Origin of the sequence: Flavobacterium sp. DG2-3, from assembly GCF_030730925.1 — a bacterium.
GTDB lineage: Bacteria > Bacteroidota > Bacteroidia > Flavobacteriales > Flavobacteriaceae > Flavobacterium.
On sequence record NZ_JAVAMB010000008.1, the window covers coordinates 106,105 to 122,541 of the forward strand.

Here is a 16,437-nt window from a genome sequence, read left to right on the forward strand (position 1 = left end):
AATTCAAATGTAATTGAATTGGAGTTTTAAAGTTTTATATTTTGTGAGAAATTTTACAATTTCAAATCATCAGCATCATTATAATGCACTTTTTGAGCTATAGTTCCGTCGTGAACCACAACAATACTTGGATTGGCTCTTTCAACTGTTTTTAAAGCGGTTCCGTCACAGAAATAGAAATCAATATCTAACGCATAATTCTTTTTAGCTTTAGCAATTTCTTCAGCTCCAGAAGCCGTCATTCCAATTACTTTGTAACCTTTTGCTTTTGCATCTGCGGTAACTTTTGCCAATTTTTTCATTCCTTCAGGATTCGATAAATTCAAATCGTAAGTTACGTAGATTAACAATTTTGGTTCTTTTAATAATTCTTCTTTATAGTCAGAATCGTCTTTTGTCATCGTGAAATCGTGAATAGGAGGAATGTAGCCTTCAGTGATTACTTTGTCTTTACGATCAACGAAAGTTGCCCCTTCAGGAATATTCATTAAATCTTTTTCTGTAAATTCTTTATCTACACCATTTACTTTGTAGATAAAAATCATTTCTACAACCGATTTTGGAGCCCCTTCTGGAATTTCCATTCCTTTCTCGATGTTAGTTCCCACTTTGTACGGACGGAAATCTTTAATCGGATTATGGTTGATAACCCAAACAGCCATAAATACGCATAAAACTATGCTTATTAAAACAATAATGTTAGTTACAATTTTTGAAAATAAAGGTTTTACTAATTTTTTATTGATGAATAAAATCAAGATAAAGAAAAGTAAAACAACATCTTTGGTGAAAGACTGCCAAGGTGTTAAATGTAAGGCATCTCCAAAACAGCCGCAATCTTTTACTACGTCAAAATAAGCAGAATAGAAAGTAAGGAATGTAAAGAAAACAATCAGTAATAATAAAGCCCAAATAGTTAGTTTTGATTTATAGCCAACCAAAAGCATTACACCCAAAACAACTTCTAAAATCACTAGAAAAATGGCTAATCCTAAAGCCAAAGGCTCTAAAAACGGCATATTGAAAACAGGTTCACTAAAATATTCTGCGAGTTTATAAGAGAAACCAACTGGATCGTTTAGTTTTATTAATCCGGAAATGATAAATAATACACCGACAAATAAGCGGGAGAATTGAGTAATGATGTTTTTCATAAATATTGGAGTTAATAGAAATTCCAAAAATCAAATTCCAATATTAAGTTAGGATTGGAATTTGGAATTTAAATATTGGAATTTATTTATTGATGGGGTTTAGAATTAGGGCAAAAACAGAATAATTAATCATATCCTGATAATTGGCATCGATACCTTCAGAAACGATTGTTTTTCCTTTATTGTCTTCAATTTGCTTAACGCGAAGGATTTTCTGCAAGATCAAATCGGTTAAAGAACTAACGCGCATATCACGCCACGCTTCGCCGTAATCATGATTTTTGGCTTCCATTAAATCTTTGGTCAATTTTACTTTAGCATCGTATAATTCAGCTGCTTTTTCAACGTCGAGATCTGGCTGATCTGCAACTCCAAGTTCTAACTGAATTAAAGCCATGATCGAATAATTGATAATTCCGATAAATTCGCCTTTTTCATCTTCATCAACTTTACGGATTTCGTTTTCCTGTAAACTTCTGATTCTTTGCGCTTTTATAAAAATCTGATCGGTAAGCGATGGCAGTCTTAAAATTCTCCATGCGCTTCCGTAATCTGTCATTTTATTGATAAACAAGGTTCGGCAAACCGAAATTACATTATCAAATTCTTGAGAAGTATTCTTCATTTATTGCTGTATATTTGCTAAAATTTCTTCAAAAATAGGGATTATATTAAATAGTTTCAAGTTTCGGGTTTTCTTTGTTTCAAGTTTTTTCCAAACAAATTGTTAACGCTGTAACTGGAAACAATTTCAAATAGTTTCAAGCTTCAGGTTTCAAGTTCTTGAACTTGCGTAATCTGTGATAACTTTAAACATATAAAACTTGAAACTTGAAACAAATTAAAACTTGAAACAAAATGTTTATTAACTGTAAAGGCCGTTTGATCGATTTAGAAACCCCTAAAGTAATGGGAATTCTGAACGTGACACCAAATTCTTTCTTTGACGGCGGAAAATATAAAAACGAATCTGAGATTCTTTCGCAAGTAGAAAAAATGCTTTCTGAATGTGCTGATTTTATTGATATCGGAGCTTATTCAAGTAAACCAAGTGCTGAATTTGTAACTGAACAAGAAGAAATTGACCGAATTGTTCCAGCAATTGAATTGATTCTGAAGCATTTTCCAGAAACATTATTGTCGATTGATACTTTTAGGGCTGAAGTTGCGAAAGCAAGTATAGAAAGCGGTGCGGCGATTATAAATGATATTGCTGCGGGTGAACTGGACGAAAAAATGTTTGAGGTTATTGCCAAATACAACGTTCCGTATATCATGATGCACATGCGAGGCAATCCGCAGACGATGCAGAGCTTGACACAATATGATGATATGATAAAAGAAATGCTTTTTTATTTTTCTGAAAAAGTAGCAAAAGCAAGAAGTCTCGGAATCAACGATTTAATTCTTGATCCAGGTTTCGGTTTCGCCAAAACAACCGATCAGAATTACGAAGTCATGCAGAAAATGGAACTTTTTAATGTTTTAGAATTACCCGTTTTAGCAGGAATTTCAAGAAAATCAATGATTTATAAAGCTCTTGACATTACGCCACAAGAAGCTTTAAACGGAACAACATTTCTAAATACAATTGCGTTAACAAAAGGTGCAAAGATTCTTCGTGTTCATGATGTAAAAGAAGCGGTGGAATGTGTTACTTTGTTTGGTAAAATGAGTTATTAAACTTCTAGTATGTCATTGCGAGGAACGAAGCAACCTCATTAGCAAAATAAAACTGTGTGTCATCGCAGTGTGTTTGCTTCGTTCCTCGCAATTATATACTTTGTGTAGATTTTTTGTGTAAAAAAAAATATTAATTATGAAATACTTCAGTTTACTTGTAATTTGCCTATTATTCTCCTGCGGAAAAAAACAAGACGTTTTATTGCCAAAATCAAACTTGACCGTTGTAAAAGACGTTCAGGATCATTCTCCAATTTATATTTTCTTTAAAAAAGAAGGAAATGATACAATTGCCGATTTGAATCGAAAAAGTGCTATCATTTCGACAAACTGGATTTTTAATATCGATAAACGTTTGCCTTTGAAATTGGTAATGCCGCATGTAATTAAAATGCAGGAAAAGAAAAGAGCCGATAGCGCGCACAAAAACGAAAATGCTGAAAACTATTATTCGTATGCCGATTCTGTAGGAAAGAATTTAGCTTTTTTTCCTTTCACGAAAGTGTATTATAAAATGGAAAAGCCTACAGCAGGAAGTTTTGTTGTTTACTTTAAAAAAGGAGACGGGCAGGTTTTTATCGGAAATAAGAAAGTCTTAATATCACAAATATTACCCTATTTTTTTAGTTTAAAGTTTGAAAAAGTACCAGATTTGGTATTCTTATTCGATAAGGAAATGAGTTATCAGGAATATATGAAGTATAAAATTGTACTTCATAAATATGTGACTTTCAACCTTGATAAACTTCCAGTAGAATTTGTTTATTAGTCTTTAGTCCCTAGTACTTAGTGGTTAGCTCTTAGTTTTCTAGGGACTAAGGACTAAGTAACTAAGTGCTAAAAAACTATTGGTGATGATAAGGCTCATTTCGTAAAATCGTAAATCCGCGGTACAATTGTTCGATAAAGAACAAACGAACCATTTGATGTGAAAACGTCATTAGCGAAAGCGAAACTTTTCCTTGCGCTTTTTTATAAACAGTTTCGGAAAATCCGTAAGGTCCGCCGATTACAAAAACAAGAGTTTTAACCCCAGAATTCATTTTTTTCTGTAATTCTTCTGAAAAGCCAACGCTTGAGAATGTCTTTCCATTTTCGTCCAATAAAATAAGCTGATCGGTTGCGGAAAGTTTAGAAAGAATTAATTCGCCTTCTTTTTCTTTTTGCTGACTTTCAGATAAGTTTTTTACGTTTTTAATGTCTGGAATAATCTCCAAGTCAAATTTGATGTAAAAAGACAAACGCTTGGTATAATCGTCAATCAAAGTTTGAAGCGATTTATTGTCTGTTTTACCTATAGCGATAAGTTTGATATTCATTGTGTTTTTTTTTTAGCCACGGATTCACATTTTTTTAGCCACAAATTTCACAAATTAACACAAATTAAATCTGCCTAATCTGCAAAATCTGCGGGAGAATTTTTTAGCCACAGATTAAAAGGGATTTAAAAGGATTTTTTTTGTCACGAATTCCGCAAATTAATTTACTCAAAAAGTGGAATAAAAATTAGTGCAAATTTGTGAAATTCGTGGCAACTTTTAAAAATCCTTTAATCTGTATAATCTGTGGCAAAAAAAACTATTTATTATTCTCAAAAACCGTTTCAAAATGTTCTACAATTGGAAATGGTTCGTAATAATGATGTAAAATCTTTTTCCACTCCAAATACGCTTCCGAGGTTCTAAAACCAATTGTATGATCTTCTAGTGTATTCCAATCGACTAACAAAAGATATTTGTTTTCTACTTCCAAACATTTTTCCAAACGATGCCCTAAATATCCATCAATTGATGAAATATACTGGCTTGCTTTTGCAAAATCAGCTTCAAATTGAGAAGCTAATTCTGGTTTAACGAAAAGAAATGCGGCTTCTAAAATCATATTTGTTGGTTAAATTTATCTGCTAAATCCGCTAAATCTGCGGGAGAATTTTTAAGTTCTCGCAGATTTAGCAGATCGAGCAGATTTTATTTTTGTTTAAAAAATCAGCGATTATCAGCTTAAATCTGTATAATCTGCGTGAAACATTTTTGCACTTTAATTTTTAGAAAATTTAGCTTCAAAGTTTTTAAAACGATTATCCAATTCCTTTAGTAATTGCTTTTTTACCGAATCACCTTGAATAAAGCTGAAATTAATACTGTTGTAAACGTATTTTTTAATCGTTTCGTAATTTACGTCAGCATATCTTTTTGCTAGTAAAACATATTGCTCTGTCATGTTAGTTCTTAAAATTCCCGCATCGTCTGTGCTGATTACGACTGGAACATTGAATTCTTTGTAAAGCGTAAACGGATGTCTGTTTTCTTTTACTTTCAAAATGAATTCGTTGCTCGCTAAATTAATCTCAATCGGAATATTGTTTTTAGCCATATATTTCAGCAAATCGTATGAATTTGCTTCGTAAGCAATATCAACTCCGTGACCAATTCTGTTCGCACGTGCTACATAAATAGCGTCGTTAATATGCCAGGTCAATTCTTCTGGTTGAACCAATCCTAAAGTCAGTTCACCGGCATGGAGCGTATATTTTACATCAGGAAATTTAGAGTGACAGTACTTAAACATCACCATGTGCAGCCAATAATCTTTCATCGAATTTTCGCCATGTTCTGGAGAAACAATGTTAACTCCAGCAGTTAGTTTACTTTCGCTTGACGAAATAAAAGCAATCGTCAGGTTTTTAAACAAATCGACTGGTTCCATAAAACGAAGCACAAAGTTTTGGTAACGCATGGTGAATTTTTCGTCATCCATTTTCAAATCTTTATGCAGTTTTGCTAAGAAATTGTTGTTGAAATCTTCTGCATATTTTTTCGCATCTTTTTTCTGAAGCGCTTTATACAAATCGTCTAAAAGTTTCAAGACCGTTTTTTCGTCTTTCTGGTTTGCTGCTTCGCGTAGTTTTATATTGAAATCGCCTAAATCAGAAACATTCATATCGCACGGAATTGTCGATAATTGTGTTTCAATGTAACTTACATTTTCTGCAATAGCACGTTTTTTTAATTCCAATATTCCTTCTGCAAAATGGCCTTGAATTGTAGGTTCAAATTTCATGAAAGAATCAAAGAATAAATCGTCTGAAGGGACAGAACCATTGTAATCTTTAATAGACCAAGTTTGCATGATTTGCTGCTGATAATAGTCTAATTTACCTTGATTTTTTAGAGAAGAAAATTTTTCCCAAGTTCCATTTGAAGGTTTTGTTTTAGAAACTCCCAACGTTTCCAGATTTAAATAAAAGTCTTCTGCAATAGCTCTTTCTAAAAGTGGTTCTGCATAGACGGATCCTGAAAAATGGTGGTGTAAATCGCCTCCTTTTGGCATTTGCTGAAAGAAAGCAGTAAGGAGCGCTTCATTATTTCTGATTTTTTCTAAATAACCCCCAGCCGATTGAGAAAAGCCGATTTGAGCTATAAAAATGCAGAAAAGTGTAATTATTCTTGTCATACTCTAAGATTAAATTACGCGCAAATATACGATTTTTCTCTGAGGTTCAAAGTTACAAAGTTGCAAAGGGGCAAAGTTTATGATAAATGATTTTAGTGAATATAATTTTATCGTCGTTCTAATATTCATAGACGCACTGCAGTGCGCCTCTACAAGAAACCTTTGTCGCTTTGTTACTTTGAATCTTATTCCTTAATTAAGAAAGTACAAGGATTTAAAAGAAATAAAAACCACAAATTTCGCAAATTTTCACAAATTAATTTATTCATATCTAATTTGTGAAAATTTGCGAAATTTGCGGTTAAAAAAAATTGCTTGCTTTGCGTGAATTTAGGGAACCTTGTCTTTGCGAGCGATCGAAAAAACTTAGCACCTTAGCATCTCAGAACCTCAGAACCTTAGAAGCTTAGATTAAGAAAGCACGTCTCGAATTTCCTCCACCTTATCAAAAACGCTTTTCGCGAAAGGACAAAGCGGAATAATTTTTACATTATTTGCTCTGGCATAATCTACCGCTGCCATAACTAATTTTTTGCCGACACCTTTGCCGTTAAATTCTGGGCTAACTTCGGTGTGGTCAATAATAAATTTATCGTTTCCGGCCCAAGTATAAGTCATTTGTCCAGCTTGTTTGCCATCTTCTAAAGCTTCAAAATAGCCTTTTTTAGTATCGTTTATCTGTTGAATTTCCATAATTATATTAATGTCGTTTTAATTTCGATTGAATGCGTCAATGTTTTATGAATCGGACAGCTGTTGGCAATTGTTTCCAGTCTTTGTCTTTGGGTTTCGTCAACATCTCCAATCACTTCTATTTTTCTTGTAAATACCGATACGCTTCGTTCTGAATCTCTTTCAAAATCAATTTTTACATTAATTTCCTCGACGTTCCATTGTTTACGGTTAATGTACATTCGCAACGTAATTACGGTACAAGAAGCTAAAGAAGCTGCCAAAAGTTCAGTCGGATTTAAACCTAAATTTTTCCCGCCCAATTCTTGCGGTTCATCAGAAATTAGAATATTATCGCTAGCTGATTTAATTTCCGTTCGATACAAACGCGTATCTATTTTTGCTGAAACTGTATCCATAATTATTTAATTCTTGGTTCTGGTAAAGGAACGAATTCTGTTTCTCCTGGAACTTTTGGAAAAGTTTGGTTTGTCCAGTCGATTTTTGCTTTTTCGATTAATTCTTTATCAGAAGAAACAAAGTTCCAAAAGATAAAATGCTCTTCAGGAAATGGCTGTCCTCCAAAAATATAAACAGTAGAGTTTTCGGCCATTTCAAATTCGCAAAGCGTGCTGTCGTTGGTAATCAGAATTTGTCTCGGATCGTAAACATGTTCACCATTTTTAATGCTTCCTTCTAAGATATATAAACCGCTTTCGCCAAATAAATCCTTTCCAATATTGATTTTTTTGGCTTCTTTACTCTTGATTTCAATAAAATAAAGTGGACTATAAACAGGAACAGGAGATTTTTTTCCGAATGCTTCACCAGCAATCAATTTATATGAAACGCCGTCTTCTTCCCAAGCTGGAATATCTTCTGCTTCGACGTGTGTAAAATTAGGATCCATTTGTTCTAATTCCTTCGGAAGCGCCACCCAAATCTGCAATCCGTGCAGCATTTTATCTGAATGTCTTAAATATTCAGGAGTTCTTTCAGAATGCACTATTCCTTTTCCTGCTGTCATCCAGTTTACTGCGCCAGGTTTTATTTCGAGTTCAGTTCCTAAACTGTCGCGGTGCATAATACTTCCTTCAAACAAAAAAGTAAGCGTTGAAAGTCCGATATGCGGATGCGGCGGAACATCCATATTTTCGTGGTCACTCAAATGTGCTGGTCCCATGTGGTCGATAAAAACAAATGGCCCAACGGCTCTTTTTTCGCGGAAAGGCAATAATCTGCCTACCATAAAATTGCCAATGTTGGCAGCGCGTTCTTCGATAATTAAACTGATATTTGACATGTGGTATTATTTGATTTGAAAACAAAATTACAGCACCGATACTTGTCTGTAACTTAATTTAGATTAAGAAAAGTTGTTTTTGATTTATAAAAATAACGAAAATCGCTGACTATGTTTTAATTTAGAAAGACAAGATTTTTAAAATTAGGTATTTAAGGTGATTGAGTTACTTGATTTCTTCGATTTTAGTATATAAGAATACTTTTCCGGGTTTTGGATTTCCTTTAGTAGAAAAGTTTCTTGGAATTCCAAGATCCTTTTTGAAATATCCTTTTACACGTAATTTTAGAGGCAAAGTTTTTCCATCCCAAATTTTATTGGCATCCAATATTTTGTTATTTGCCCTTTCCAAATAAATGTTTTTTGTGTTTTTTTGATTTTCTATTTTCCATTGAGCACAAGGACAGTCTATGGCGGAGTAAGAAAGAATTAAAACTTCTTCTTTTTTAGTCTGAAAACTAAGAATAGATGTTAGAAAAACTAAACAAAAACTAATCTTGATAATTGATTTCTTTATTTCCATAAACAGATTCATTAAGAGATATTATTTAATCAACTCAAACTCCAAAACTTCACTTTCTGTTCCATTAATAATAATCGACAAATGATGAATTCCAGTATGAAAAACACGAGTTGTAATTAATTTAAAAGACTGGTTTCTTTCAATTTTGGTTAATTGGTTCGGATGATAGATTTTCTCACTGATTTTAAATACTTTTTTCGCCAAATGCCCTTTTGCTTTTTTGTAATGAACAGCATATTCTAAACGAACCGTTTTTGCTTCTTCATTCTTATTATTTAAGTAAAAATGAAACTGTAGATAATCTCCAATTTTTACTTTTGGCGTTTTAATTTCAAAAGAAGAAAGTTCAATATTCGTGCTTTCCAGACCATAATGGCTTAAAATTTCAGGATGTCCTTGTTTCAATAAAGTTCGGCAGCCATGTTTAATGATTGCGTCGGTTTCTTTGGTATGACCTTTCCATCTTTTTGCGATTTCCAAAACAATTTCAGGATTATCTTTCACAATATCATTTAGATTGTTAGCCACACTTCGACGAACATATTCTGATGGATCATTTTTTAGATTTTCTAAAATCGGAAGAATAGAAGTCGGATCTTTTTTTAAGAAAGGAATCGCCATTGCCCATGGTAATCTCGGTCTTGAACCTTCGCTTGCTAAACGGCGTACGTGATGATTTTCGTGCAAAGACCATTTTATCATTTCCTCGATCATTTTTTCTTTATACTTTAAAATGAAAGGACGAACCGCAAATTCACAGCTTATAAATTGTGTTATAGAAACAAAGGCTTTCGCTGAAGTTTCAAAATCTTCTAAGCCATAAATTTCGATATAATCGGCAAAGAAAATGAAAGCCAGATTGCTATCTGCAAAATTGTTTTTTCTAAGATTTTCAATGATTTTATCGATTAAAGCTGTGGCCTCAGAAAAGTTTTGTGGCATAAACTGATGAAAAACAACCGTCGTGTGTTTCATACGTTCTTTCCATTCTTTTTGAGCAAAATCACCTTCGTAAATCGTTTCGATGAATTTTTGTTTGTTGAATGAAGGATGCACTTCGGCGACAGCCTGACCAAATTTTTCGTAAAAAGAAACCGAGTAAATATCTTTAATTAATCCCATAAATTTTGCTTGATTGAACTTCAAAGATATCTAATGTTTTAATTTTTTTAACCATTAAGGGATTAAGTTTATTAAGATTTTTAAATGTAAGTTGTTTACTTAATTAGGGAATTAAGAGATAAGTTTTACTAAGAATAAAAAGCTTAATTTTCTTAACTTCTTAATGGTTAAAAAAGAAAAGTTTAATGTTTTAAATAACTTTTCGCAGAAAGGAAACTTTTAAATCGATAAAATATGTCCTAATTTAGCATATTATTAAAAACAGAAAAATGATAAGCGAAGCCCAATTTCAAGCAGAATTACAACTTTTAATAAGCAATGCCATTAGAGAAGATGTTGGCCCTGGCGATTACAGTTCGCTTGCCTGCATTCCTGATACGGCACACGGTCAGGCAAAATTATTGGTGAAAGACCAAGGAATAATTGCCGGCGTTGAGCTTGCTAAAATGATATTTGAACATGTAGATCCAAAACTAAAAGTGAAAACTTTTATCGAAGATGGAACGCACGTAGAATATGGTGAAATTGTTTTTGAAGTTTCGGGAAGTTCGCAATCTATTTTGAAAGCTGAAAGAGTGGTTTTGAATACCATGCAGAGAATGTCTGCTATTGCTACAAAAACAAGCCATTTGATGCAACTTTTAGAAGGTACAAATGCTAAAATTTTAGATACACGTAAAACTACTCCAAATTTCAGAGTGGCAGAAAAATGGGCTGTAAAAATTGGAGGAGGAGAAAATCATCGTTATGCTTTGTACGACATGATTATGTTGAAAGACAATCATATTGATTTTGCTGGAGGTATTACGCGTGCGATTTCTAAAACTAAGGAATATTTAAAAGAAAATAATCTTGATCTTAAAATTATCGTTGAAGCCCGCAGTTTGGACGAAATCAGAGAGATTTTACAAAGCGATGGCGTTCATAGGATTTTAATTGATAATTTTAATTACGAAGACACCAAAACAGCTGTTGCGTTAATTGGTACAAAATGTCAAACCGAATCATCTGGAAATATCAACGAAAAAACAATCCGAGAATATGCTTTGTGTGGCGTAAACTATATTTCGTCTGGCGCTCTGACTCATTCTGTTTATAATATGGATTTGAGTTTGAAAGCTTTTTAATGAGGTATGAATTTTGAATTATAAGTTATGAATTAAATTGAACTTAAGTATGGTTTAATCTAAAAGCATAACTCTAAAATCTAAAATCAAAAAATATGTCGAAAGAGATAGAAGCTCGGATTGAAAAATTGCCCGTTGTGCGCTCTTTAGCCCGACTTTTAAAGAAAGTAAAACTTCCTTGGTTGGAAGGTTTTTCGCTGTATGATTTACTTGAAATGTATACTTTAGGAATTCTTGAAGGTGCTTTTTCGTATCATGCGAGTGCAGTTTCTTTTAGTTTTTTTATGGCATTGTTTCCTTTTGCTCTTTTTATCTTAAACTTAATTCCGTTTATTCCGATAGACAATTTTCAAGACGATTTTTTACTATTTGTACAGCAAAGCGTTCCGCCAAATACGTATGATGCCATTAGTAAAATTATCAGCGATATTTTAAATAATAGTCACTCGGGTTTATTATCTTCTGGATTTTTGCTTTCTATTTTTTTAATGGCAAATGGAATTAACGGAATCTTGAGTGGTTTCGAATCCTCTAAACACGTATTTGATAAACGCGGATTTTTCAGCCAATATCTTGTTGCGCTTGCTATTTCTCTAGTAATGACTGTTATTTTGTTTGTTACGGTGGCGACAATTGTAGTTTTTGAGGTTTTTATTCAAAAAACAATTATTCAGGATGTGCTGAGTGATCGAATTCCGCTGATCATTTTGGGTCGATATTTGTTTGTTATTTTAATGATTTTGATAACATCTTCAATATTATTGCGTTATGGTACAAAACAGTATAATAAAGTGCCTTTTATAAGCATTGGTTCTGTTTTTACAACGATCTTAATTGTTATATCTTCGTTCTTTTTTGGGATTTGGGTTATAAAATTTTCAAAATATAACGAACTTTATGGTTCGATTGGGACATTATTAATTCTAATGTTTTATATTTGGATAAACTGTATGATTCTGCTTTTAGGGTTCGAATTGAACGCTTCTATCAGAAAATTAAAACAAAAAAAAGAAAAATAATATGAAAAATTTGATGCTAACTATCGGAGTGTTCTTCTTTGCCTTAACCATGCAAAGCCAAAGTGTAATTGGAAAATGGAAAACAATTGACGATGCAACAGGTGAAGCAAAATCAATCGTTGAGATCTACGAGAAATCAGGAAAAGTTTACGGCAAGGTGGTGGATATTCTTCGTGACAGTCATAAAAAAGACGTTTGTGCAAAATGTGACGGAGCTGAAAAAAACAAACCAATTTTAGGAATGGTTATTATAAATGGACTTAAAAAAGACGGTTCTGAATATAATGGAGGAACAATTTTAGATCCTACAAGCGGTAAAAAATACAAATGTTACATCACTTTAGAGTCTGCTGATAAATTAAAACTTCGCGGTTATGTTGGAGTTTCCATAATGGGAAGAACACAATATTGGACGAGAGTAAAAAACTAATTAAAACCTAATGCGAAAATTAGCTTCGATAATTTTATTCTTAGTTATAGTTTCAAACAGCTTTGGACAATCTAAGAATTCGCCATTACAAATAAGTCATCTTACGGGTGACTTTTATGTTTATAAGACTTTTAATGATTACAAGGGTGTAAAGATTTCTGCCAATGCCATGTATGTAGTTACAGATAAAGGTGCCGTACTGTTTGATGCTCCGTGGGATAAAACGCAGTTTCAACCTTTATTGGATAGCATTAAGAAAAAGCACAATAAAAATGTTGTAATGGTTTTTGCAACGCATTCGCACGATGATCGCGCTGGCGGATTGGATTTTTATAGAAAAAAAGGAATTAAAACTTATTCGGGTAAATTAACAGACGAAATTCTTAAAAATAAGAAAGAGCCAAGAGCTGAGTTTGTAATTCCTAATGATACAGTTTTTACGGTTGGACAATATAAATTTGAGATGTATTATCCTGGTAAAGGCCATGCGCCAGATAATATTGTGGCTTGGTTCGGAAAAGAGAAAATTCTTTATGGCGGATGTTTTATAAAAAGTGCAGAAGCTAAAGATTTGGGTTATTTAGGTGACGCTGATGTTAAAGAATGGGGAAAATCTATTGAAAAAATCCAGTCGAAATTTAAAAATCCGAAATATGTAATTCCGGGACATGATGGCGGAACTACCAACAAGTCGATAAGCCAAACATTGAGGCTGGTTCAGGATTATCTCAGTAAAATACAAAAAGAAAAATAGCTTATTTTTGCGTATATTTGGAACAATATAAAGAGAGATAAAATGACTGTAACGGATAAACATATACTTGAATCGTATTCAAATTTGTTTGAAGGGCTTAGTTTTTCGAATAAAATTGAACTTATAGAACGACTTACAAAATCAATAAAAAGTAATAAAGGCAAAGAGAACAATTTTTATAAATCTTTTGGTGCATTTGCTTCAGAAAAAAATGCTGAAGATATTGTGTCTGAAATTAAAGCGAACAGAAGTTTTAAAGATAAGGAGATTGATTTTTAATGGCATATTTATTAGATACTAGTACGTGTGTTTTCTTTCTTAGAGGAAAACTTAATCTTGATAAAAAAATTCAAGAAGTTGGATTAGAGAATTGCTATATTTCTGAAATTACCGTTGCTGAACTTCGTTTTGGTGCTGAAAATAGTGCAGATCCAATAAAGTCTAATAAAGCTGTTGATGCTTTTTTGAAAGGATTAGCAGTAATTCCAATTTTTGGATCTATAAAAAGGTACGCGATAGAGAAGGTTAGGCTTAGAAAAATTGGTAAGCCAATGAATGATGAATTTGATCTTTTGATTGGTGTAACAGCGATCGAAAATCAATTGATTTTAGTTACTGATAATACTAAAGATTTTAAGCTTTTAAATGGAATTCAAATGGAGAATTGGTTTGAAAGAAATTAAAAACTAAAGAAAAACGCTGTTCACATTTATCCTTCACCTCTCTTATAATTTCCTCCATGCATTTCATCGAAGTCATTTTACCGCTTTCTCTAGCGAAGACATTTACATACCGAGTTTCTGAGGCTGAATTTCATTTCATTAAAAAAGGGATGCGCGTTGCTGTGCCCTTTGGTAAAAGTAAAATTTATACAGGCCTTGTTTTGGATGTTCATGAAAATGCTCCAACTTTATATGAAGCCAAAGAAATTCATCAGATTTTAGATGAACAGCCAATTGCGACCGAAATCCAGATTCAACACTGGCTTTGGATAGCCAGTTATTATATGTGCGGTATTGGAGATGTTTATCGAGGCGCATTTCCAAGTGGATTGTTGTTGGAAAGCGAAACCATTATTTCGCATAAACCTGATGTTGTCGTAAATGACAGCGAACTTTCTGATGATGAATTTCTAATTTTTGAAGCCTTGCATCATCAGAGTTCTTTAAAGGTTCAGGAAATTGCTTCCATTTTAAATAGAAAAAATATACTTCCGATTCTGCAAAAGCTGATTGCGAAGGACATCATTTTTTTGGATGAAGAAATAAAGGAAACGTACAAGCCAAAACTGGTTCGATATGTAAAATTGCATTCCAAATACGAATCGGATAGTGGTTTGGAAGAATTACTGACGGTATTGAAAAATGCTACTAAACAAAAAGAAATTGTTTTGTCTTATTTTCAAATCAGTGCCACAGAAAAAAAGCCAATTACGGTAAAGAAACTTATAGAAGTTTCCAATGCAGGATCGGCAGCGGTAAAATCTTTAATAGAAAAAGAAATATTTGAGGAGTATTATCTGCAGCACGATCGTGTTACTTTTAATGGCGAAAAATCAGAAAAAGAACTTCAGTTAAGTGAAGCGCAACACAATGCTTTTTCTGCAATTAAAAATAGCTTTTTAGAAAAAGAAGTCTGTCTTCTTCACGGTGTAACTTCGAGTGGAAAAACAGAAATCTATATTAAACTGATTGAGGAATATCTAGAGACTGGAAAACAGGTTTTATATTTGCTTCCCGAGATTGCACTTACCACCCAATTGGTTTCGAGACTGCGTCTTCATTTTGGCGATAAAGTCGCTGTTTTTCATTCCAAATATAGCAATAACGAAAGAGTTGAGGTTTGGAGGCAAACTCTCGAAAATTCGCCAAAAGCGCAAATTGTAATAGGAGCGAGATCGGCTTTGTTCTTGCCTTTTAATGATCTCGGATTATTGATTGTTGACGAAGAACACGAACAGACTTTTAAACAGGCTGATCCAGCACCTAGATACCATGCAAGAGACGCGGCAATTGTTTTGGCTAATTTTCATAAAGCTAAAGTGTTGTTGGGTTCGGCAACTCCAAGTATTGAAACTTATTTTAATACCCAAAATGATAAATACGGACTGGTCACGCTTACAGAACGCTATAAAAATGTCCGTTTGCCTGAAGTGATTTTGGTTGATATAAAAGACAAGCATTTCAGAAAAAGAATGACAGGACATTTTAGCGATCTTTTAATTGAAGAAATTGCAGAATCGCTGTTGTTGGGTGAGCAGGTTATTTTGTTTCAAAACAGAAGAGGATATTCGCCTGTAATTGAATGTATGACTTGTGGGCATGTTCCGCATTGTCAGCAGTGCGATGTGAGTTTAACTTATCACAAACATAAAAATCAGCTTAGATGCCATTATTGCGGGTATTCGATTGCGAAACCTACCAATTGCCATAACTGTTCTAGTATTGATTTAACGACCAAAGGATTTGGAACCGAGCAGATAGAGCAGGAGTTGTCAATACTTTTTCCGAAAGCAAAAACGGCTAGAATGGATCAGGATACTACCCGCGGAAAATTTGGTTTTGAAAAGATAATTGATACGTTTAAGAATCGTGAAATAGATATTCTGGTTGGTACACAAATGCTGGCCAAAGGGCTTGATTTTGACAATGTTGGTCTAGTCGGAATTATGAATGCTGATAATATGCTTCATCATCCAGATTTTAGAGCCTTTGAACGCAGTTTTCAAATGATGACGCAAGTTGCGGGAAGGGCTGGAAGATCAGAAAAACAGGGGAAAGTGGTTATTCAGACTTATAATCCAAATCATAATACTATTCAGCAGGTTACAGACCATAATTATATAGGTATGTATAAAGAACAGTTGTATGACAGGCAGATTTATAGATATCCGCCTTATTTCAGGATTATAAAACTTACGCTAAAGCACAAAGATTTTGATAAATTGAAAGAAGGAGCTATGTGGCTGTATCAGGTTTTGAGCCAAAATTTAGGAATGCCAGTTTTGGGTCCTGAAGAGCCCGCTATAAGCAGAATACGAAATGAATACATCAGAACGATTTTGATTAAGATTCCGCACAATCTTCATTTGGGCAATACAAAAAAAACTATTCAGAAAATGCTGAATAGTTTTGAAGCTGTGGCTCAATACAGAGCTATAAAAGTTGTAATTAATGTAGATTTTTATTAAAAACAGC

The 16,437-nt window shown here is 33.3% G+C and carries 19 protein-coding genes; 9 read left to right on the forward strand and 10 right to left on the reverse strand.

The window, feature by feature from the left end:
• Positions 1-53 precede the first annotated feature (53 nt).
• Positions 54-1,154: a BT_3928 family protein gene (locus Q9Q97_RS12900; protein ID WP_306157619.1), complete on the reverse strand. Its 1,101-nt coding sequence runs from the start codon at positions 1,152-1,154 to the stop codon at positions 54-56.
• An 82-nt stretch (positions 1,155-1,236) separates the two neighbouring features.
• Positions 1,237-1,779: a DUF1599 domain-containing protein gene (locus tag Q9Q97_RS12905; protein WP_306157621.1), complete on the reverse strand. Its 543-nt coding sequence runs from the start codon at positions 1,777-1,779 to the stop codon at positions 1,237-1,239.
• Between the two features lie 233 nt (positions 1,780-2,012).
• On the opposite strand from Q9Q97_RS12905, the gene folP reads away from it, so the two are divergent.
• Entirely contained in the window at positions 2,013-2,837 is an 825-nt protein-coding gene (folP, locus tag Q9Q97_RS12910; protein WP_306157623.1) for a dihydropteroate synthase, read from the forward strand.
• 136 nt (positions 2,838-2,973) lie between these two features.
• Positions 2,974-3,606 carry a hypothetical protein gene (locus Q9Q97_RS12915; RefSeq protein ID WP_306157625.1) on the forward strand — a complete coding sequence of 211 codons (633 nt, stop codon included), beginning with the start codon at positions 2,974-2,976 and terminating at the stop codon, positions 3,604-3,606.
• A gap of 76 nt (positions 3,607-3,682) precedes the next feature.
• Here the strand turns inward: Q9Q97_RS12915 and rlmH are convergent, their stop codons facing one another.
• The 8 genes from rlmH to Q9Q97_RS12955 all read right to left on the reverse strand — a co-directional run bounded on the left by rlmH (position 3,683) and on the right by Q9Q97_RS12955 (position 9,910).
• Positions 3,683-4,156: a 23S rRNA (pseudouridine(1915)-N(3))-methyltransferase RlmH gene (gene rlmH, locus Q9Q97_RS12920; RefSeq protein ID WP_035648259.1), complete on the reverse strand. Its 474-nt coding sequence runs from the start codon at positions 4,154-4,156 to the stop codon at positions 3,683-3,685.
• A gap of 259 nt (positions 4,157-4,415) precedes the next feature.
• Entirely contained in the window at positions 4,416-4,718 is a 303-nt protein-coding gene (locus tag Q9Q97_RS12925) for an antibiotic biosynthesis monooxygenase (protein ID WP_306157630.1), read from the reverse strand.
• 156 nt (positions 4,719-4,874) lie between these two features.
• Positions 4,875-6,290 (reverse strand): adenosine deaminase, encoded by a 1,416-nt coding sequence (locus Q9Q97_RS12930; RefSeq protein ID WP_306157632.1) that lies wholly within the window; start codon positions 6,288-6,290, stop codon positions 4,875-4,877.
• Positions 6,291-6,701: 411 nt separating this feature from the next.
• Positions 6,702-6,983, reverse strand: coding sequence for a GNAT family N-acetyltransferase (locus Q9Q97_RS12935; RefSeq protein WP_306157634.1), 282 nt, complete (start codon positions 6,981-6,983; stop codon positions 6,702-6,704).
• Positions 6,984-6,985: 2 nt separating this feature from the next.
• Positions 6,986-7,381 carry an OsmC family protein gene (locus Q9Q97_RS12940; RefSeq protein WP_306157636.1) on the reverse strand — a complete coding sequence of 132 codons (396 nt, stop codon included), beginning with the start codon at positions 7,379-7,381 and terminating at the stop codon, positions 6,986-6,988.
• 2 nt (positions 7,382-7,383) lie between these two features.
• Positions 7,384-8,265: a pirin family protein gene (locus Q9Q97_RS12945; RefSeq protein WP_306157639.1), complete on the reverse strand. Its 882-nt coding sequence runs from the start codon at positions 8,263-8,265 to the stop codon at positions 7,384-7,386.
• A 166-nt stretch (positions 8,266-8,431) separates the two neighbouring features.
• Positions 8,432-8,617, reverse strand: a complete 186-nt coding sequence (locus Q9Q97_RS12950) for a hypothetical protein (protein ID WP_306157641.1) — start codon at positions 8,615-8,617, stop codon at positions 8,432-8,434.
• Between the two features lie 192 nt (positions 8,618-8,809).
• A complete protein-coding gene (locus Q9Q97_RS12955; RefSeq protein ID WP_306157644.1) occupies positions 8,810-9,910 on the reverse strand; it encodes a DNA alkylation repair protein in 1,101 nt (366 codons plus the stop codon).
• A gap of 269 nt (positions 9,911-10,179) precedes the next feature.
• Here Q9Q97_RS12955 and nadC point away from each other — a divergent pair, with 269 nt between their 5' ends.
• From nadC to priA, 7 genes are all read left to right on the forward strand, one after another.
• A complete protein-coding gene (gene nadC, locus Q9Q97_RS12960) occupies positions 10,180-11,037 on the forward strand; it encodes a carboxylating nicotinate-nucleotide diphosphorylase (RefSeq protein ID WP_306157646.1) in 858 nt (285 codons plus the stop codon).
• Between the two features lie 95 nt (positions 11,038-11,132).
• Positions 11,133-12,056: a YihY/virulence factor BrkB family protein gene (locus Q9Q97_RS12965; RefSeq protein ID WP_306157648.1), complete on the forward strand. Its 924-nt coding sequence runs from the start codon at positions 11,133-11,135 to the stop codon at positions 12,054-12,056.
• A 1-nt stretch (position 12,057) separates the two neighbouring features.
• Positions 12,058-12,486 (forward strand): DUF2147 domain-containing protein, encoded by a 429-nt coding sequence (locus tag Q9Q97_RS12970; protein ID WP_306157650.1) that lies wholly within the window; start codon positions 12,058-12,060, stop codon positions 12,484-12,486.
• Between the two features lie 10 nt (positions 12,487-12,496).
• Positions 12,497-13,240, forward strand: coding sequence for a subclass B1 metallo-beta-lactamase (gene bla-B1-FLAV / locus Q9Q97_RS12975; RefSeq protein WP_306157652.1), 744 nt, complete (start codon positions 12,497-12,499; stop codon positions 13,238-13,240).
• Positions 13,241-13,282: 42 nt separating this feature from the next.
• Positions 13,283-13,519 (forward strand): hypothetical protein, encoded by a 237-nt coding sequence (locus Q9Q97_RS12980; RefSeq protein WP_306157654.1) that lies wholly within the window; start codon positions 13,283-13,285, stop codon positions 13,517-13,519.
• On the forward strand, positions 13,519-13,923 hold the full coding sequence (locus Q9Q97_RS12985) for a PIN domain-containing protein (protein WP_306157656.1): 405 nt from the start codon (positions 13,519-13,521) through the stop codon (positions 13,921-13,923). The genes Q9Q97_RS12980 and Q9Q97_RS12985 overlap by 1 nt, the downstream gene beginning before the upstream one ends.
• 56 nt (positions 13,924-13,979) lie before the next feature.
• The gene (priA, locus tag Q9Q97_RS12990; RefSeq protein WP_306157658.1) at positions 13,980-16,430 is read left to right on the forward strand and encodes a primosomal protein N'; all 2,451 of its coding nucleotides are present in this window, start codon (positions 13,980-13,982) and stop codon (positions 16,428-16,430) included.
• Positions 16,431-16,437: the final 7 nt, after the last annotated feature.

Excerpts from the sequence above, each read along its gene's own strand:
- Q9Q97_RS12900 (WP_306157619.1), bottom strand. The coding sequence starts at position 1,154 with ATGAAAAACATCATTACTCAATTCTCCCGCTTATTTGTCGGTGTATTA.
- Q9Q97_RS12905 (WP_306157621.1), bottom strand. The coding sequence starts at position 1,779 with ATGAAGAATACTTCTCAAGAATTTGATAATGTAATTTCGGTTTGCCGA.
- folP (WP_306157623.1), top strand. The coding sequence starts at position 2,013 with ATGTTTATTAACTGTAAAGGCCGTTTGATCGATTTAGAAACCCCTAAA.
- Q9Q97_RS12915 (WP_306157625.1), top strand. The coding sequence starts at position 2,974 with ATGAAATACTTCAGTTTACTTGTAATTTGCCTATTATTCTCCTGCGGA.
- rlmH (WP_035648259.1), bottom strand. The coding sequence starts at position 4,156 with ATGAATATCAAACTTATCGCTATAGGTAAAACAGACAATAAATCGCTT.
- Q9Q97_RS12925 (WP_306157630.1), bottom strand. The coding sequence starts at position 4,718 with ATGATTTTAGAAGCCGCATTTCTTTTCGTTAAACCAGAATTAGCTTCT.
- Q9Q97_RS12930 (WP_306157632.1), bottom strand. The coding sequence starts at position 6,290 with ATGACAAGAATAATTACACTTTTCTGCATTTTTATAGCTCAAATCGGC.
- Q9Q97_RS12935 (WP_306157634.1), bottom strand. The coding sequence starts at position 6,983 with ATGGAAATTCAACAGATAAACGATACTAAAAAAGGCTATTTTGAAGCT.
- Q9Q97_RS12940 (WP_306157636.1), bottom strand. The coding sequence starts at position 7,381 with ATGGATACAGTTTCAGCAAAAATAGATACGCGTTTGTATCGAACGGAA.
- Q9Q97_RS12945 (WP_306157639.1), bottom strand. The coding sequence starts at position 8,265 with ATGTCAAATATCAGTTTAATTATCGAAGAACGCGCTGCCAACATTGGC.
- Q9Q97_RS12955 (WP_306157644.1), bottom strand. The coding sequence starts at position 9,910 with ATGGGATTAATTAAAGATATTTACTCGGTTTCTTTTTACGAAAAATTT.
- nadC (WP_306157646.1), top strand. The coding sequence starts at position 10,180 with ATGATAAGCGAAGCCCAATTTCAAGCAGAATTACAACTTTTAATAAGC.
- Q9Q97_RS12965 (WP_306157648.1), top strand. The coding sequence starts at position 11,133 with ATGTCGAAAGAGATAGAAGCTCGGATTGAAAAATTGCCCGTTGTGCGC.
- Q9Q97_RS12970 (WP_306157650.1), top strand. The coding sequence starts at position 12,058 with ATGAAAAATTTGATGCTAACTATCGGAGTGTTCTTCTTTGCCTTAACC.
- bla-B1-FLAV (WP_306157652.1), top strand. The coding sequence starts at position 12,497 with ATGCGAAAATTAGCTTCGATAATTTTATTCTTAGTTATAGTTTCAAAC.
- Q9Q97_RS12980 (WP_306157654.1), top strand. The coding sequence starts at position 13,283 with ATGACTGTAACGGATAAACATATACTTGAATCGTATTCAAATTTGTTT.
- Q9Q97_RS12985 (WP_306157656.1), top strand. The coding sequence starts at position 13,519 with ATGGCATATTTATTAGATACTAGTACGTGTGTTTTCTTTCTTAGAGGA.
- priA (WP_306157658.1), top strand. The coding sequence starts at position 13,980 with ATGCATTTCATCGAAGTCATTTTACCGCTTTCTCTAGCGAAGACATTT.